Below are 16,735 nucleotides of genomic sequence, written 5' to 3'. Positions count from 1 at the left end.
CTACCAGGTCGCCGGCTCAGTAGCGGGTCCGCAGCGGAGGTTGGTCGGGGCCATAGGGCACCCAGCGGCAGGCGAACGAGATGTAGCCGCCCGGATAGGCCTGGACGCCGAGGAATTTCGCCACCTTGCCGTAGCGCGCGCAGTGATCGACCGCGATAGTGCGGATATCCCTGGTCCCGACCACCGAATAGGAGATGATTCCACCGGTGTCATTGCCCTTGACCGGTGGCACCCAGTCGGCCCGCGCCGGTCCGCAAACCAGCGTGCCCGTCATCGCCGCCAGCAAAGCCGCTCCGAGCAATCTCATCGTCATCTCCATCGTTGCGATTCAAACCTTAGAACGCCGCGCGGGCCATGAAAAGAACGGCAAGCCGGTCATTATGGAGTTAGGCGGTGGGTGTTGCCCTGCCGCACTTGACCTTGCACGGGCTTCGCGGCACCGTCCTACACTCGGATCACCGGCGGATGCTCCCATGCGGAACCTTATCACATCCTTGAAGAAAGCCGGCTCCAGCGCGGCGCTCGGCGCAGCGTTGGGGCTGTTCGCCGCCCTGCCGGCGGCGCAGGCCGTCAATTTCCCCCTGTTCGGACCGGGCTATGACGGACGGGTGGCGGGCTGCGAGGCCGGGCTGCCGACCATCACATCGGAATTCTGGGAGAAGGAAAGCACCTTCTGGAATTCGCCGCTGCGGATCACGGCCTATGGCAACGTCCATGAAACGGCGTTCCGGCCCTGGCAGTCCGACAACATCCCGCGCCGCTACTGCACCGCCGACGCGATGGTCAGCGACGGCAAGGTCCGCACCGTGCATTTCTCGATCATCGAGGATGGCGGGATTGCCAGCATGGGGGATGGCGTCGAATGGTGCGTCGTCGGCCTCGATCGCAACTGGGCCTACAACCCGGGCTGCCGCGCCGCGCAGCCCTAGAGTTTTCCCGGCCGCTTCGGTCCGCTATGCTGCTATGCTATAGTCGCCTGATCCGTTGTTCTTGAAAGGATCTTGCGCGAGGGTCGGATTCCGGCCGGGCTGGGAGTTTGGCGTCATGAGGTGGGTGTCTCGCGCGATGGCCGCGTCTGTTCTGTCGTGGCTGATCCTGCTCGCGGGGTGGTCGGGCAGCGCGGCGGCAAGGGACCATCGCCAGAACGCGCCGGGCGCATTCGATTTCTATGTGCTGTCGCTGTCATGGTCGCCGTCATTTTGCGCGAGTGCTGCGGAGCGCGGTAACACCAGCCGGTCGCAGCAGGCCCAGTGCGGCGGGCGGCCGTTTGCCTTCGTGGTGCACGGCCTTTGGCCGCAATACGAGCACGGCTTTCCGGGTTATTGCGAGCGTCCCGCGCCGCGGCTCGATCGCCGCATCATGTCCTCGATGCTGGACCTGATGCCGGCCCCCGGTCTGATCTACAGCGAGTGGGACAAACACGGCACCTGCTCGGGGCTCGGCGCGCGGGCCTATTTCGAGACCGTCCGCAAAGCGCGCGCCGCGGTGAAGGTTCCTGCGGAGTTCCTCGATCTTGAGGCGCCGAAGAGCATCGCGCCCGACGCCATCGAGGAGGCCTTCATCAAGGACAATCCGGGCCTCAGCCATTCCGCGATCGCGGTGATCTGCGACCGGACCAGGCTCAGCGAGGTGCGGATCTGCATGAACAAGGACCTGCAATTCCGCGCCTGCGAGGAAATCGACCGCCGCGCCTGCCGCAGGGACCAGGTGGTGCTGCCGCCGATGCGGGGCGGATAGCGGCACGCCGTCATCCTGAAGGCGTCGCAAGGTGGCGCAATGCCATGCCCGTGCCTCGGTGATCTCTTCGCCTCGTCACTGATGTCTGGGGTTATGGCCCCTACGGCAAAGCCGTTGCGCGCATGACGGGTTACTTTCATTACGGGATGGCGTAACCAGCGCCATGAACTACCGCCACGCCTTCCACGCCGGTAACTTCGCCGACGTCATCAAGCATATCGTGCTGGTCCGCATCCTGACCTATCTGCACGAGAAGCTGGCGGCGTTCCGCGTCATCGACACCCATGCCGGCGCGGGCGTTTACGATCTGACCGGCGACGAGGCCGGACGCGGCGGCGAATGGCTGACCGGCATTGCGCGGCTGATGCAGGCGCGGTTTTCGGATGCCGTCGGCCCCTTGGTCGCGCCCTATCTCGATATCGTCAGGGCCTTCAATCCGCAGCGCGGCCTGCTGCGGTCCTATCCGGGATCGCCGCTGATCGCGCGCGCTTTGCTGCGGCCGCAGGACCGACTGGTCGCGTGCGAACTCGAACCCGTCGCCCGCAAGCACCTGATCGGCGCGCTGCGCCGCGACGCCCAGGCAAACGTGGTCGATCTCGACGGCTGGGTGGCGCTGCCGGCTTTCGTGCCGCCGAAGGAGCGGCGCGGGCTGGTGCTGATCGATCCGCCGTTCGAGCGCAAGGACGAGTTCGAACGGCTCGCCGGCGGATTTGCCGAGGCCTTCGCGAAATGGCCGACCGGCAGTTACCTGCTGTGGTATCCGGTGAAAAGCCGCCGGGCTGCGGACGATCTGGCCCGCAGGGTCGGCGCTGCGACCGGTGGTGGGGCCGACAAATGCCTGCGGCTGGAATTCAGCGTGGCGCCGCAGACCGCGGACGGGCCGCTCACTTCGGCCGGGCTCCTGATCGTCAATCCGCCGTGGACGCTGATGGCCGAGTTGAAGGCCATCCTTCCCGAACTGGAGAAGCCGCTGGGTCAGGGCGGGGCCGCCAGGTTCAGGCTCGATGCGGTCCGGGGCTGAGGCATTCTCCGATTCGCAAGATTTCATTTCGTCGTAGTCAGTTCGAAGGGAACCGTATTAAGCTGCCGCCCTTGCGACTGGCTTTACGTTCCGTTTCCGCGAATGGAGGCGGCTGAGTGACGACGCCCTCTTTTGATGCGCCCGCTGCCGAAGCAGGCTTCATTGCCGGGGATGGCCGTGTTGTCCGGAAAGCGAATGTCTGGTCGAGCCGGCGCGCGGCGGCGCGGCGGCGCAGCAAGGGGAGAGGAGTCTGCCCATGTCCATGACGGGAACGGTTAAGTTCTTCAACGGTGAGCGCGGCTACGGCTTCATCAAGCCGGACGATGGCGGCCGCGATGTCTTCGTTCATATCACGGCTGTGGAGCAGGCCGGATTGACGGAATTGTCCGAAGGGCAGCGCGTCACGTTCGAGGTCGAGCCGGACAAGAAGGGCAAGGGCCCCAAGGCGGTCAATCTCGTGATCTCGTCCTGACCTGGACCTGTCCGGCGTTCGTACAGCGAAGGGTGCGTCAAGCTTGGCTGCGCTCGTGGTGGGCGGCGACGCGTTGCGTGACGAAAAATCCCGGCCGTGAACGGCCGGGATTGCAGCGTGATCAGGGTGATACGGGTTGAAGGAGTCAGCCTCAGATCTGTCAGAAGTGATAGTTCACGCCGGCGCGGACCAGTCCGAACTGATAACTGTTGGGAGCGTCGGTAATGGTGAAGTTGCTGCTCGACAGGTCGACGTAGAGATATTCGACCTTCGCGGTCCAGTTCTGGTAGATGCCGAATTCGGCGCCGACGCCCACGGTCCAGCCCGCATTGGTGTGGGATTCCGACAGGCCAAACGTTTCAGCGCGCAGCGCGCCGAAGGCAAGACCGCCGGTGCCGTAAATCAGGACGTTGTTGAAGGCATAGCCGAGGCGGCCGCGCACCGTGCCGAACCACGGATTGGAGAACTTCCACCGCGCAAAGATATCGTCGGCGGCATTGGCCTGGATGTCGCCTTCGAGGCCGAACACCAGCGGCCCGCTCTGCCAGTTGTAGCCGGCCTGCACGCCGCCGAACACGCCGTTCGGCTTGGTGGCGCTGTTCTGGACGCTGCCCCAGGCGTAACCAAGGTTGCCGCCCAGATAGGGGCCGGCCCAGCTATAGGCGTTGAGCGGCTGATTGACGGTGTAGGGCGAGCGGTAAGAGAAATCCGCGGCCTGCGCGGTGCCGATCAGCGCCATTGATGCCACGGCTGCCAATGCTGCGATCGTTGTCTGGCCCATCTCGACTCTCCACCACGCTACTGTCGTTGCCGTCGGGACTGCCGAGACATCGCAACCCGACCCATAGGGTTACGAAATCCGAAATCCCGTACCTAGGGTTTATCGAAAGTTTTAAGTTAAGCGGTTCTTAAGACGACGCCCCCACCGTCTGTTGTTCTTAAAAAAGTGTTACCGGCATGGCAGCGCCGGGAACCGGTGACGCTGCCTTTGCCATGGAACCAGCCCGGTGCGTTGCGCGGGGGCGGCGCACCGCCGCTGGCATCGGCCGGTTTCATCGCTTAACTGAGGGACATGACGACCGATTCCTCCGATCCCGCAAAGCCGGCCGGACCCGGACAACCGCCTGGTTCCGGAGCGGACACGCGCCCCGGGGGACTGGCGACGGGCCAGGATGTCGATCCCGCAACCATCGAGACCGACGAGGACGACGAGGCGCGGCTGCCCGATGTTCCGGACGAGCCCACTGATGCGATCGCGGAGGGCCCGCTCGCGGTCGGGCGTGCGGCCATCGAACACGCCGTTCGCCATGCGCCGACCTCGCCCGGCGTTTACCGCATGATGAATGCCGCGCGCGACGTACTCTATGTCGGCAAGGCCAAGAATGTGCGCAAGCGCCTGTCGTCCTATGCGCGGCCGACAGGCCAAGTGATGCGCATCGCGCGCATGATCGCGGCGACGTCCACCATCGAAATCGTGTCGACCGAGACCGAGACTGAGGCACTGCTGCTCGAAGCGAACCTGATCAAGCAGTTGCGGCCGCGCTTCAATGTGCAACTTCGCGACGACAAGTCGTTTCCCTATATCCTGATTACCGGCGACCACTGGGCGCCGCAGATCCTCAAGCATCGCGGCGCGCAGTCGCGGCCGGGGCGCTATTTCGGACCCTTCGCGTCCGCGGGCGCGGTCGGCCGCACCATCACCGCTCTGCAGCGCGCGTTCCTGGTGCGCTCCTGTACCGATTCCTTCTTCGAAGGTCGGACACGACCGTGTCTATTGTACCAGATCAAGCGCTGCGCGGGCCCCTGCACCGGGGAGATCGATTTCCCCGGTTATACGGCGCTGGTTCGCGAGGCGACCGACTTCCTGTCCGGCCGCAGCCGCGCTGTGAAGGAAGAACTCGCGCGCGAAATGGAGAAGGCCTCCGGCGACCTCGCCTTCGAGCGCGCGGCGCTCTATCGTGATCGGCTGGCCGCGCTGTCGGCGATCCAGTCGCAGCAGGGCATCAACCCGCGCACGGTGGAAGAAGCTGACGTGTTCGCGATCCACCAGGAGGGCGGCTATTCCTGCGTCGAGGTTTTTTTCTTCCGCACCGGACAGAACTGGGGCAACCGCGCCTATTTTCCGCGCGCGGAAAAGTCGTTCACGCCGGAGGAGGTGCTGGGCGCGTTCCTCGCGCAGTTCTACGACGACAAGCCGCCGCCGAAGGTGATCCTGCTGTCGCACCGGATCGAGGAGAGCGAATTGCTGGCCGATGCGCTGTCGATCAAGGCCGGTCACAAGGTCGGGGTTTTGATGCCGCAGCGCGGCGAAAAGAAGGAACTGGTCGCGCACGCGCTGACCAATGCGCGCGAGGCGCTGGGCCGCAAGCTGGCGGATACCGCGACGCAGTCGCGGCTGTTGCAGGGTTTGGCGACCGTTTTGGGCTTGCCGCACGCGCCGCGACGCATTGAGGTCTACGACAACAGCCACATCCAGGGCACCAATGCGGTCGGGGCGATGATCGTCGCCGGCCCCGAAGGCCTTCTGAAAAACCAGTATCGCAAGTTCAACATTCGCTCCGAGAACCTGACGCCCGGCGATGACTACGCGATGATGCGCGAGGTGCTGGAGCGCCGTTTCAAAAGATTGCTGACGCAGAAAGCTGCCGATCCGGACAAGGCCGACGAGCCGGAAAAGGATGCGGTGCCGCAATGGCCGGATCTTGTGATCATCGATGGCGGCCTCGGCCAGCTCAATGCCGTCCGCGGGATTTTCGATGCGCTGGGGTTGAGTCAGGTCTCGCTGATGGCGGTCGCCAAGGGACCCGACCGCGATGCCGGTCGCGAAACCCTGTTCCTGCCGGATCGCCCCGCCATCAAGCTCGAACCGCGCGATCCCGTCCTGTATTTCATCCAGCGGCTGCGCGACGAGGCGCATCGATTTGTCATAGGATCGCATCGCAAGCTGCGCAGGAAGGACATTCGCGAAGCCGGGTTGCAGGAGGTTCCCGGCATCGGCCCGGCGCGCAAGCGGGCGCTGCTGCACCATTTCGGGACCCTGAAGGAAATCGAGCGCGCCTCGGTCGCAGATCTCGGCAAGGTTCCGGGCATCAGCGCCGAAAGCGCCCGCAAAATCTTCGATTTTTTCCATACCCGGCCGGGGTGAGGGTGGATTTTGGATTTTGTAATGATAGTCGGCGGCTTTTTTCGTATTAAGATCAACGGATAAGGTTGCCGCAGCCGCGAAGTCGGTAAAATGCGCCGCGCGGCCGGTTGACGTCCGCACCACGACAGTATTGGTAAGACGAAATGACCACCACAACCAGTCAGGCGACCGCGAGGCATATGCTGTCGCTTCCGAATATTCTCACCTTTGCCCGGATCGCCGCGATCCCCGTGGTGGTGGGCTGCGTCTATGCGCAGTCCATCATGGACGGGCCGTTGCGGCTGCGCTGGGTGGCGCTGGGAGTGTTCATCGCGGCCGGCGTCACAGACTTTCTCGACGGCTACTACGCGCGAATCTGGGATCAGCAGTCGGCCTTCGGCAAGATGCTCGATCCGATCGCCGACAAGCTCCTGGTTGCATCCTGCCTGCTGATGCTGGCGGCGGACGGCATCATCCACGGCTGGACGCTGTGGGCGGCGATCGTAATCCTGTGCCGCGAGATTCTCGTATCGGGCCTTCGCGAATATCTGGCGGGGCTGCGCGTCAGCGTGCCCGTGACCAAGGTTGCGAAATGGAAGACCACGGTGCAACTGGTCGCGATCGGATTCCTGCTGGCGGGCGAAGCCGGCGATCTGATATTCCCGTTCGTGACCCAGATCGGGCTTCTGCTGTTGTGGATCTCGGCGATCTTCACCATCTATACCGGGTGGGATTATTTCCAGGCCGGCATCCACCACCTCATCGAGGAGGATGAAAAATGAAGGTGCTGTATTTCGCTTGGGTGCGCGAACGGGTCGGCAAGGCCGAGGAGGCGCTCGACCCGCCGGCGGCCGTCGCGACGGTTGCCGATCTGATCGCATGGTTGTCGCAACGGGGCGATGAATATGCTCATGCCTTCGAGAAACCGAAGGTGATCCGCGCCGCGATCGACCGGATGCACGTCAAGCAGGATACGATGATCGCGGGCGCGCACGAGATTGCTTTCTTTCCGCCGATGACCGGCGGCTGATCTGTCAACGGCGGCGCCATCCATGACCGTTCCCGTCACCATTCGCCTGCAGGAAGCGGACTTCGACGTCGCGCGCGAAGTCGCGGCGCTGTCGCGCGGCAACACCGATATCGGCGCGGTTGTGAGTTTCAGCGGCATCTGCCGGGGCGAGGAGGGCGGTGACGCGATCGCCGCGCTGACGCTGGAACATTATCCCGGTATGGCGGAGGCCGAGATCGCGCGTCATGCCGAGGAGGCGCTGGCGCGTTGGCCGCTCACCGGCATCACCGTCATTCACCGGTTCGGCCGAATCGTGCCGGGCGAGAATATCGTTCTCGTGGTCACAGCGTCGTCGCACCGCGAGGCGGCATTTCAGGGCGCCGAGTTCCTGATGGACTACCTCAAAACGCGGGCACCGTTCTGGAAGCGCGAGGAGGGCACCTCCGGATCCGGTTGGGTTGACGCCCACGATCGCGATGACTCCGCCGCGGCGCGCTGGGCCAAATCCTGATGGTGAAGACCGCCGTGCGCGGCGGACGATCGACAGTCGCGACCCGTAGCTCAGCCAAAAAACGGCGGCCGACGCGGGCTGTAGCCAAAACTGCAAACCCCTCCGCCGCCGGAACCCCGGCTCCCGTACTCGTGACGATTTTCGACTACGTCCGCTTCGCTGCCGCAAGGCTCACGCGCGCTCGCGTTACGGTTGCGCACGGCACCACTGATCCGGTTGCCGAGGCCGCCTTCCTGGTCGGCGAGGCCATGCACCTGCATCCGGACGAGGTCGAGCCGCTGGCCGCGCGGCGTGTGCCGAAGGCGGCCGGCCGGCGCATCCTCGGCTGGATCGAGCAGCGCATCGCGACCCGCAAGCCCGCCGCCTATCTCGTCAACAGGATGTATATGCGCGGCATGGCGTTCTATGTCGACGAACGTGTGATCGTGCCGCGCTCGTTCATCGGAGAGCTTCTGGATTCGCATTTCGGCGGCGACGATGTGCTGCGTCTGCGCGATCCCGCGACGGTGACCCGCGTGCTCGATCTCTGCACCGGCTCGGGATGCCTTGCCATTCTGGCCGCGCGCGCGTTTCCGAATGCGACGGTCGATGCGGCCGACCTGTCGGCGGACGCGCTCACCGTAGCCGAGCGCAACGTGCAAGAGCACCGCCTTGAAGATCGCATTCAACTGGCACAGGGCGACCTGTTCGCGGCAGTCAGCGGCAAGCGATACGATCTCATCATCTCGAACCCGCCCTATGTCGATGCGCAGGGCATGGCGAGCCTGCCGCACGAGTGCCTTGCGGAGCCGCGGATGGCGTTCGACGGTGGTGCTGACGGCATCGACCTGGTGCGACGGATCATCGACGGCGCCAAAACTCATCTCGCGTCCGGCGGCGGGTTGTTGTGTGAGGTTGGCCGCTGCAAACCGGCGATCGAGAAGGCTTATCCGCGCGCGGATTTGCTCTGGCTCGACACCGAGGAGTCCGAGGGCGAGGTGTTCTGGATCGATGCCGCGACGCTTGCGGATTGTGCGCCCGCGCGACACCCGGTCGGCACGGCATGACCGCTCCGCACGTCCGGGCGACGCACGAAAACCTCCGGCGATACCGTCGGAGGTTTCGTCGTCCTGATACTGTCCTTCTGCCCCAGTTGCCGCGTTGATGATCGTGCCGCCATGCTTTTTGACGCCCACCGGAGCGCGCTGTCGCGCGAAGCCTGGCTCGGAGAATTCCGGGCGACGCTGACGCTTGGTTGGCCGCTCGTTCTCACCAACCTCGCGCAAATCGCGCTGACCACCACCGATGTGATCGTACTGGGCCGCGTTGGTCCTTCGGCGCTGGCCGCAGGAACCCTTGGCGTCAATCTGTACCTCGCGATCCTGATTTTCGGCATCGGCGTCGTCACTGCGGCGTCGCCGATGATGGCCGAAGCGTTCGGTCGTAAATTGCACATGGTGCGCGATGTGCGGCGGACGTTCCGGCAGGGGCTATGGACGGCGGTGCTGATTGCGGTGCCGAGCTGGCTGCTGCTCTGGCATACAGATGCAATCCTCATTCTGCTCGATCAGGAACCGCAGCTTGCAGCCGACGCCCAGGTGTTCGTGCGCGCATTGCAATGGGGCATGCTGCCGACTCTGGGTTTCATTGCGCTGCGTTCGTTCTTCGCCGCGCTGGAGCGCCCGGTATGGGCGATGATGGTGACCGCAGCCGCGATCCTGTTCAATATCGTGGCGAACTGGGCGCTGGTGTTCGGTCATCTCGGTCTGCCGGCACTGGGGCTGCGAGGGTCCGGCATCGCGACCACGTTGTCGAATACCTTCCTGTTCGTCGGGCTGGCGCTGGTGGTGAGCTTTGGCCGCAGGTTTCGTCGCTATCATCTGTTCGGCAACTGGTGGCGCGCCGATTGGCCATGTCTCGTCACGCTGTGGCGCGTTGGACTGCCGATCGGCGCTGCGCTTGCCTTCGAGATCACCGTGTTCAATGCCGCGGTGTTCCTGATGGGGCAGTTCGGCACGGCCTCGATCGCGGCTCACGCCATTGCGATTCAGATCGCGTCGGTCTCCTTCATGGTGCCGATGGGACTGGCGCAGGCCGTAACGGTGCGCGTCGGTCGCGCTTACGGGGCCGGAGATCGCGATGGGATCGCCCGCGCCGGGTGGGCGTCGTTGGCGCTGGCGATTGCTTTCATGACCAGCACCAGCGTGTTGATGATTACTGCGCCGCGATGGTTGATCGGCGCATTCGTCGACGTCAACGATGCAGCGAATGTCGAGGTGATCGGGTTGGCCGTGTCGTTTCTGACCTGCGCGGCGGTGTTTCAGATTGCCGACGGTGCACAGGTGGTCGGCGCCGGTATGCTGCGCGGCTTGCAGGATACCCGCGTGCCGATGATCTATGCCGGTCTTGGCTATTGGGGCTTCGGCATGTCGCTGAGCTTGCTGTTTGCCTTCAGGCTCGGATTTCAGGGCACCGGTATCTGGATCGGCCTGGCGTCGGGCCTCGCGGCCGTGGCCATCCTGATGATCTCGCGCTGGATCAGACGTGAGCGGCTCGGTCTGGTGCCTCTAAAGGATATGCGGTATCGCGAGGCCTAGCAGGCTGTTGAAGAAGTTTCCCACGGAGACGGATATGGAATGGAGTCAGCGTGATCTGCGGGCGGCGCCACCATCAGGGTCCTGATCGAGCATCTTGACGGTGCACGACTTGTGTTTCACGCGGCGGCTGCCAGGAGTTTGGGCAAGCGGATCAGGTTGTAGGCCGCCAGCGCCAGGGTGAAGGTGGCGTTGACGCGGTCGCGGCCTCGCAGCTTGATCTTGGCAAGTCCGGCGGAGGCCTTGATCCAGCCGAACACCTCCTCGATGCGCTTGCGACAGCGTTGGCTGACGGCATATCCGGCATGACGGAGAGTCCTCTGGTCGATCGCGGTCTTGCGCGGCTTTCCGGTCTTGCTCAAATGCCCGTCGATGGCGATGTGCGGCGTGACCGAACGCCGTCTTAAGTCCTCGACGAATGCGGTGACGTCATAGGCCTTGTCGGCGCCCAGCGTGATCCGCCGCTCGCTTTGGCCGCGGTGGCAGTCGATCAGCGCCAACGCCTGATCCCGCTCCGCCGTTCCGGTCGCCCGGCTCACGCCACCCAGCACCGCCAGTCCGTTGCGGTTCTCCATCAGGGCATGGCCGATGTAGCAAAGCTTCGCCGGCTGGCCGCCGCCCTTCTTATAGAGCCGTGCCTCGGGATCGGTCGTGCTCTGATGCGTCTCGTTGCAGCGCTTCTCGTTGTGGAAACTGCGCTCGGCGTTGCGTCCCGGTCCATCACTGTCCTGGTCACCGCCGTCCTTGCGCCGGAAGCTCTTGATCGATGCCCACGCCTCGATCAGCGTGCCGTCGACCGAAAAATGCTCGCTTGATAACAGCCGCTTGACCTGGTGCTGCCCCATCAGCGCGTTCAAGAACTTCGCGGCGATCTCACCTTCAAGCAATCGGTCGCGGTTCTTCGAGAAGGTCGAGTGGTCCCACACCGGGTCGTCCACGCCCAAGCCCACGAACCAGCGCAACAGCAGGTCGAACTCCAGCCGCTCCATCAACTGCCGTTCCGAGCGGATCCCGTAGAATGCCTGCAGCAGCATTGCCCGAAGCAGCTTCTCCGGTGCGATCGAGGGACGGCCGAACGCCGTGTAGAGCTTGTCAAAGTCCCTCGACAGATCATTCAACGCCGCGTTCGCGATCTGTCGGATCGTTCGCAGCGGATGGTCGGAGCGAATCCGAGCCTCCAAGTCCACATAGCTGAACAGCGAGCCTGACCGTTCGTCGCTTCCCCGCATCGCTCCCCCCTCGACGCATCCGCATCAAGAGAATCATGCCCAGAACCGCTGCGCCAGAGACTTCTTCAACAGCCTGCTAGAGCCTTTTCGCTTCTGATGGAATCAGAAGCGGGCTCTATGATTTTGATTTGACGCGTTTTCTACACGCGAACCGGTATCCATCGTCGGGTCAAGCCCGAGGACATGCTTCGCTCGAAAACGCTCTAACCGCAAAATAAGCCGTCATCGTCCGCGCAAGAGGACGATCCAGTAATCGTGGTGATGCCAAAGGTGTTTCTGTCGCCGCGGAATACTGGATACTCCGCTTTCGCGGAGTATGACGGTTCTTGTATTGCGACGAATGCGCCGCCGGCGATCACAGCACCTTGCGGGTCCAGTTGTGCGCGTCGGCCGCGCGGCCGTACTGGATGTCGACCAGCTTCTTGCGAAAGCCCATCGCGACGGGACCGGCGGCGCCGCCATTGATGGTGAAATCGCCGTGCGCCGAGCACACCTTGCCGATCGGTGAGATGACCGCCGCCGTGCCGCAGGCGAAGGCTTCTTTCAGCCTGCCGCTGGCGGCGTCAGAGCGCCACTGGTCGATTGTATAGGGCTCCTCGCGCACGCGCGTACCGGATTCCTTTGCGAGCGTAATGATCGAATCGCGGGTGATGCCCGGCAGGATGGTGCCGAGCGGCGGCGTCGAGAGTGAACCGTCGTCGAACACGAAGAAAATGTTCATGCCGCCGAGTTCCTCGATGTAGCGGCGCTCGACCGCGTCCAGGAAAACGACCTGATCGCAGCCGCGATCGATGGCTTCGGCTTGTGCGCGCAGGCTGGCGGCGTAGTTTCCGCCGCATTTGACGGTGCCGGTGCCGCCGACCGCCGCACGCGTGTAGTTTTCCGAGACCCAGATCGAGACCGGCGCGGGGCCGCCCTTGAAATAGGAGCCGACCGGCGAGGCGATGACGGCGAAGATGTACTCCGCCGAGGGCTTCACGCCGAGGAAGACCTCGTTCGCGATCATGAAGGGCCGCAGGTACAGGCTGCCTTCACCGCCCGGAACCCAGGCCCGGTCGATGCGCACGAGTTGCTCAATGGCTTCGATGAACACGGGCTCAGGGAGCGGCGCCATCGCCATGCGCTCGGCCGAATTGCGGAAGCGCCGCGCATTGGCGTCGGGGCGGAACAGGTTCACGCCGCCGTCGTCACGCTTGTAAGCCTTGAGGCCTTCGAAAATCTCCTGCGCGTAGTGCAGAACGGCGGTCGCGGGATCGAGCGAAAAGCTGGCGCGGGATTCGACGCGCGCGCCGTGCCAGCCCTTCGCCGGATTGTAGCGCACCACGGCCATGTGGTCGGTAAACACCCGGCCGAAACCCGGGTTGGCGAGCTTCTCCGTACGCGCGGTCGGGGGCGTCGGATTGGCCGTCGGCTGGACGTCGAATTTCAACGTCATCGCGCCATCGATCGTATCGAGCGAAACTCCCATGGGTCTTCTCCCGGCTTTGCCGCAGTCCTCGCGATGGCGGGCTTAAGGTCTAGAGCCTTTTCGCTTCTGATGGAATCAGAAGCGGGCTCTATGATTTTGATTTGACGCGTTTTCTTCACACGAACCGGTATCCACTTCGCTCGAAAACGCTCTAACATTCGTTTCCCTTTGCGGCGGGCACCTTTGCAAATGCAAGAATCACGGCCCTCCAGCAACTGCAAGTTTTACAGTGGCGTTATGAATTTGACATTCGCTGTCAGACCTTGCGGCAAGGCGGGTCGTGAATGTCAAGGTCACGCCACCGATCGGTTCGGGCCCTGGGTTCTTGCCCGCCGGTCCGAAAGCCGGTTTCAGCTTTGGCGGAAGGCGCGAAGTCCAGTATGTTGGCCGAAATGCCGCCCGACGATCGTTACGGCCGAAAAAACTCTCGGCCGCTCGGCCTCGCCGTTCGATAATCAGGCCGTAGATCGGACCGGTTCCGGGCGAAGCGTTATAATATTTCGCCGCGAATAGCAGTCTCGTAACATTGGAACCAAGATATGTCAACATGGCTGTCCTAAATTTCTCGGCCCCCACCGCCGCCATGGGCGCTGCCGGCCCGGAAGCATCGGGCAGGCGACCTGCGGAGACGCGATGGGACATCATCGAACTGCTGTTCTTCGCCTATCGCGATTTCGTCGGCGATCCCGACCATGTGCTGGAAAAATTCGGTTTCGGCCGCGCGCATCATCGGGTGATGCATTTCGTCCACCGTTATCCCGGCCTCAACGTCGCGGATCTGCTCGAGGTGCTGCGCATCACCAAGCAATCGCTGGGGCGGGTTCTCAAGCAGCTCCTCGATGAGGGCTATATCGTGCAGAAGGCCGGCGACGCCGACCGGCGTCAGCGCCTTCTTTTCGCCACCGCGAAAGGCGAGGCGCTAGTGGCGCAGCTCGCGGGCCTGCAGACCGACCGCATCGCGCGCGCGCTGCGAGGCCTCGATGCATCCGGCGCCGAGGCGGTGCGCAAATTTCTGCTCGGGATGATCGACCACGACGATCCCGACAAGGTGCTGGAGGCGATCCTGCGGGTCGACGGCAAGATGGTGAAGGTATGACGGTCACGCAAACGGCAGGGGGCGCGCGACCGCCGGTGAGGCCGGCCGACGACGCCCCGCATCTGCTGCTGGTCGACGACGACAGGCGTATCCGCGATCTGCTGTCGCGTTTTCTGGTGGGGGAGGGCTACCGCGTCACCACCGCCATGAGCGCCAAGGCCGCCCGCTCGAAACTGCTTGGACTGTATTTCGACCTGTTGATCCTCGACATCATGATGCCCGGCGAAACCGGCTTCGATCTCGCTCGCTTCATCCGCGCCTCGTCCTCGGTGCCGATCATCATGCTGACGGCCCGGCATGAGGCGGAGAGCCGCATCGAGGGCCTGCAGATCGGCGCCGACGACTATGTCGCCAAGCCGTTCGAGCCGCGCGAGCTGGTGCTGCGGATCGGGAACATCCTCAAGCGCACGATGCCGCTGCCGGCGGTACGAACCGGATCGATCGCGTTCGGGCCTTACGTCTATCATCTGGAGCGCGGTGAGCTGCGGCAGGGCGACGACGTCGTTCATCTCACCGATCGCGAGCGCGAGATGCTGCGCGTGCTCGCCGCCACGCCCGGCGAGACGGTTCGCCGCGGTGAGCTGAACGGCGGCGGCACCGTGAATGAGCGCGCCGTCGATGTTCAGATCAACCGGCTGCGGCGGAAGATCGAGCGCGATCCGGCCAACCCGCTATTCCTCCAGGCCGTGCGCGGCGTCGGCTATCGCCTGGTCGCAGCGCCTTGATGCCGATCAGGACTAAGCTCGATGGCCGCCTAACGCTTATCAGGGCCACGCTCGACGCCGGCCTGACGCTGATCCGCACTGCGTCCCGGCGTGTCTCGGTAGCCAATGGCCGGATCGGGCGGGCGTTCAAGAACTGGATGCCCAAGGGTCTCTATGCCCGCGCTCTGCTGATCATGATCGTGCCGATGGTGGTGCTGCAATCGGTGGTGGCCTTCGTGTTCATGGAGCGGCACTGGAATACGGTGACGCGCCGGCTGTCGGCGGCGGTGGTGCAGGATGTAGCCGCGCTGATCGATGTCTATAAGGACTACCCGCAGGACAAGGACCGCGCGACGATCCGCGGCATCGCACAGCAGCGGCTCGGGCTCGTGGTCGATTTCCTGCCGCCGGGCGATATGCCGCCGCCCGGGCCGAAGCCGTTCTTCTCGCTGCTCGACCAGTCGCTGTCGGTGCAGATCGGCAGGCAGATCGGCAAGCCGTTCTGGATCGACACGGTCGGCCGCTCCAATCTGGTGGAGATCAGGATCCAGCTCGACGACGCGGTGATGCGGGTGTTCGCGCAACGCAGCGCCGCCTATGCGTCAAACTCCGAAATCTTCATTTTCTGGATGCTGGGCACGTCCTCGATCCTGCTGTTCGTCGCGGTGCTGTTCCTGCGCAACCAGATCAAGCCGATCCTGCGGCTGGCGGATGCCGCCGACAGTTTTGGCAAGGGCCGCGACGCTCCGAACTTCCGTCCGCGCGGGGCGCGCGAGGTCCGGCGCGCCGCGCAAGCCTTCATCGAAATGAAGATGCGTATCGAGCGCAGCATCGAGCAGCGTACCGCGATGCTGGCCGGCGTATCGCATGACCTGCGCACCATCCTGACCCGCTTCAAGCTGGAACTGGCGCTGATCGGCGGCGACAGTCCGGAAGTCGACGGCATGCGCAAGGATGTCGACGAGATGCATGGGATGCTTGAGGCCTATCTCGCCTTCGCGCGCGGCGACAGCGGCGAGCCGGCGCAACCGACCGACATGGCGGCCGCGCTGGAGGAGTTGCGCGGCGACGCCGAGCGCAACGGTCACGCCGCGACGAGCATTTTTTACGGACTGCCCGTTGTCACCGTCAAGCCGGCGGCGTTCAAGCGCTGTCTCGGCAATCTGGTGTCGAACGCGGCACGCCATGGCGACTCCATCGCGATCAACGGCCATCGCGATCACCGCTGGCTCACGGTGATGGTCGACGATGACGGTCCGGGCATCCCGCAGGACATGCGCAAGGAAGTTTTCAAGCCGTTCCTGCGGCTCGACAGCGCGCGCAATCAGGACGAGAGCGGCTCCGGCCTCGGCCTCGCCATTGCGCGCGACATCGCGCGCTCCCATGGCGGCGACATCACGCTCGGCGACAGTCCGATGGGTGGTCTGCGCGCAACGGTGCGGGTGCCGGTGTAACGATCGATAGCGTCCGTCTTGTTTCTCTCCTCCACAAGGGGAGAGGATCATTTCAGGAATTTAGAGCGTTTTCGAGCGAAGCATGTCCTCGGGCTTGACCCGAGGATGGATACCGGTTCGCGTGAAGAAAACGCGTCAAATCAAAATCATAGAGCCTCGCTTCTGATTCCATCAGAAGCGAAAAGGCTCTAGCGAACGCATCAAGTGTGCCGCCATCGCAAACCGAGCTTGCAGCATCAGATACAGGCCGCTTAAACTCTAACCGACGATGAGCCAGAGCTTTTGTCGTGAAATGCCCGATTGGTCTGTCAATCATCTGACGGCGGTCACACCTCAT

At 63.8% G+C, this 16,735-nt stretch carries 17 protein-coding genes; 13 read left to right on the top strand and 4 right to left on the bottom strand.

The window, feature by feature from the left end:
- Nucleotides 1-16: 16 nt before the first annotated feature.
- Nucleotides 17-307 carry a hypothetical protein gene (locus NHAM_RS16165; RefSeq protein ID WP_041359165.1) on the bottom strand — a complete coding sequence of 97 codons (291 nt, stop codon included), beginning with the start codon at nucleotides 305-307 and terminating at the stop codon, nucleotides 17-19.
- Nucleotides 308-473: 166 nt separating this feature from the next.
- On the opposite strand from NHAM_RS16165, the gene NHAM_RS16160 reads away from it, so the two are divergent.
- From NHAM_RS16160 to NHAM_RS16145, 4 genes are all read left to right on the top strand, one after another.
- A complete protein-coding gene (locus NHAM_RS16160) occupies nucleotides 474-929 on the top strand; it encodes a hypothetical protein (protein WP_011511544.1) in 456 nt (151 codons plus the stop codon).
- 136 nt (nucleotides 930-1,065) lie between these two features.
- Nucleotides 1,066-1,737: a ribonuclease T2 gene (locus NHAM_RS16155; protein WP_245270073.1), complete on the top strand. Its 672-nt coding sequence runs from the start codon at nucleotides 1,066-1,068 to the stop codon at nucleotides 1,735-1,737.
- A 163-nt stretch (nucleotides 1,738-1,900) separates the two neighbouring features.
- Nucleotides 1,901-2,758, top strand: coding sequence for a 23S rRNA (adenine(2030)-N(6))-methyltransferase RlmJ (locus NHAM_RS16150; protein ID WP_011511542.1), 858 nt, complete (start codon nucleotides 1,901-1,903; stop codon nucleotides 2,756-2,758).
- A gap of 256 nt (nucleotides 2,759-3,014) precedes the next feature.
- Nucleotides 3,015-3,230 carry a cold-shock protein gene (locus tag NHAM_RS16145; protein WP_011511541.1) on the top strand — a complete coding sequence of 72 codons (216 nt, stop codon included), beginning with the start codon at nucleotides 3,015-3,017 and terminating at the stop codon, nucleotides 3,228-3,230.
- A 160-nt stretch (nucleotides 3,231-3,390) separates the two neighbouring features.
- On the opposite strand, the gene NHAM_RS16140 is transcribed toward NHAM_RS16145, so the two are convergent.
- A complete protein-coding gene (locus tag NHAM_RS16140) occupies nucleotides 3,391-4,011 on the bottom strand; it encodes an outer membrane protein (RefSeq protein WP_011511540.1) in 621 nt (206 codons plus the stop codon).
- Between the two features lie 291 nt (nucleotides 4,012-4,302).
- Between NHAM_RS16140 and uvrC the strand changes: the two genes are divergently transcribed.
- The 6 genes from uvrC to NHAM_RS16110 all read left to right on the top strand — a co-directional run bounded on the left by uvrC (nucleotide 4,303) and on the right by NHAM_RS16110 (nucleotide 10,450).
- The gene (uvrC, locus tag NHAM_RS16135; protein ID WP_011511539.1) at nucleotides 4,303-6,375 is read left to right on the top strand and encodes an excinuclease ABC subunit UvrC; all 2,073 of its coding nucleotides are present in this window, start codon (nucleotides 4,303-4,305) and stop codon (nucleotides 6,373-6,375) included.
- Nucleotides 6,376-6,518: 143 nt separating this feature from the next.
- Nucleotides 6,519-7,136 carry a CDP-diacylglycerol--glycerol-3-phosphate 3-phosphatidyltransferase gene (gene pgsA, locus NHAM_RS16130; protein WP_011511538.1) on the top strand — a complete coding sequence of 206 codons (618 nt, stop codon included), beginning with the start codon at nucleotides 6,519-6,521 and terminating at the stop codon, nucleotides 7,134-7,136.
- Nucleotides 7,133-7,384: a molybdopterin converting factor subunit 1 gene (gene moaD / locus NHAM_RS16125; RefSeq protein WP_011511537.1), complete on the top strand. Its 252-nt coding sequence runs from the start codon at nucleotides 7,133-7,135 to the stop codon at nucleotides 7,382-7,384. The genes pgsA and moaD overlap by 4 nt, the downstream gene beginning before the upstream one ends.
- A gap of 22 nt (nucleotides 7,385-7,406) precedes the next feature.
- Entirely contained in the window at nucleotides 7,407-7,874 is a 468-nt protein-coding gene (locus NHAM_RS16120) for a molybdenum cofactor biosynthesis protein MoaE (RefSeq protein ID WP_011511536.1), read from the top strand.
- Nucleotides 7,874-8,920 (top strand): 50S ribosomal protein L3 N(5)-glutamine methyltransferase, encoded by a 1,047-nt coding sequence (gene prmB / locus NHAM_RS16115; protein ID WP_049769359.1) that lies wholly within the window; start codon nucleotides 7,874-7,876, stop codon nucleotides 8,918-8,920. The genes NHAM_RS16120 and prmB overlap by 1 nt, the downstream gene beginning before the upstream one ends.
- Nucleotides 8,921-9,031: 111 nt before the next feature.
- Nucleotides 9,032-10,450 (top strand): MATE family efflux transporter, encoded by a 1,419-nt coding sequence (locus NHAM_RS16110; RefSeq protein WP_011511534.1) that lies wholly within the window; start codon nucleotides 9,032-9,034, stop codon nucleotides 10,448-10,450.
- Between the two features lie 116 nt (nucleotides 10,451-10,566).
- Here NHAM_RS16110 and NHAM_RS16105 read toward each other — a convergent pair whose 3' ends face one another.
- Together NHAM_RS16105 and NHAM_RS16100 are read right to left on the bottom strand one after the other, a co-directional pair.
- On the bottom strand, nucleotides 10,567-11,676 hold the full coding sequence (locus tag NHAM_RS16105; protein ID WP_011509106.1) for an IS5-like element ISNha7 family transposase: 1,110 nt from the start codon (nucleotides 11,674-11,676) through the stop codon (nucleotides 10,567-10,569).
- Between the two features lie 355 nt (nucleotides 11,677-12,031).
- Nucleotides 12,032-13,144 (bottom strand): branched-chain amino acid aminotransferase, encoded by a 1,113-nt coding sequence (locus NHAM_RS16100; RefSeq protein WP_011511533.1) that lies wholly within the window; start codon nucleotides 13,142-13,144, stop codon nucleotides 12,032-12,034.
- 583 nt (nucleotides 13,145-13,727) lie between these two features.
- On the opposite strand from NHAM_RS16100, the gene NHAM_RS16095 reads away from it, so the two are divergent.
- From NHAM_RS16095 to NHAM_RS16085, 3 genes are read left to right on the top strand one after another with little or no spacing between them, the layout of a single operon-like run.
- Entirely contained in the window at nucleotides 13,728-14,240 is a 513-nt protein-coding gene (locus NHAM_RS16095; RefSeq protein WP_041358252.1) for a MarR family winged helix-turn-helix transcriptional regulator, read from the top strand.
- Complete coding sequence (locus tag NHAM_RS16090) at nucleotides 14,237-14,965, top strand: response regulator (RefSeq protein WP_011511531.1); 729 nt, start codon at nucleotides 14,237-14,239, stop codon at nucleotides 14,963-14,965. Before NHAM_RS16095 ends, NHAM_RS16090 begins: the two co-directional genes overlap by 4 nt.
- The gene (locus NHAM_RS16085) at nucleotides 14,965-16,398 is read left to right on the top strand and encodes an ATP-binding protein (protein WP_011511530.1); all 1,434 of its coding nucleotides are present in this window, start codon (nucleotides 14,965-14,967) and stop codon (nucleotides 16,396-16,398) included. The genes NHAM_RS16090 and NHAM_RS16085 overlap by 1 nt, the downstream gene beginning before the upstream one ends.
- The last annotated feature ends 337 nt before the right edge of the window (nucleotides 16,399-16,735 follow it).

Origin of the sequence: Nitrobacter hamburgensis X14 (assembly GCF_000013885.1) — a bacterium.
GTDB lineage: Bacteria > Pseudomonadota > Alphaproteobacteria > Rhizobiales > Xanthobacteraceae > Nitrobacter > Nitrobacter hamburgensis.
This window is presented reverse-complemented; position numbering and strand designations above follow the sequence as displayed.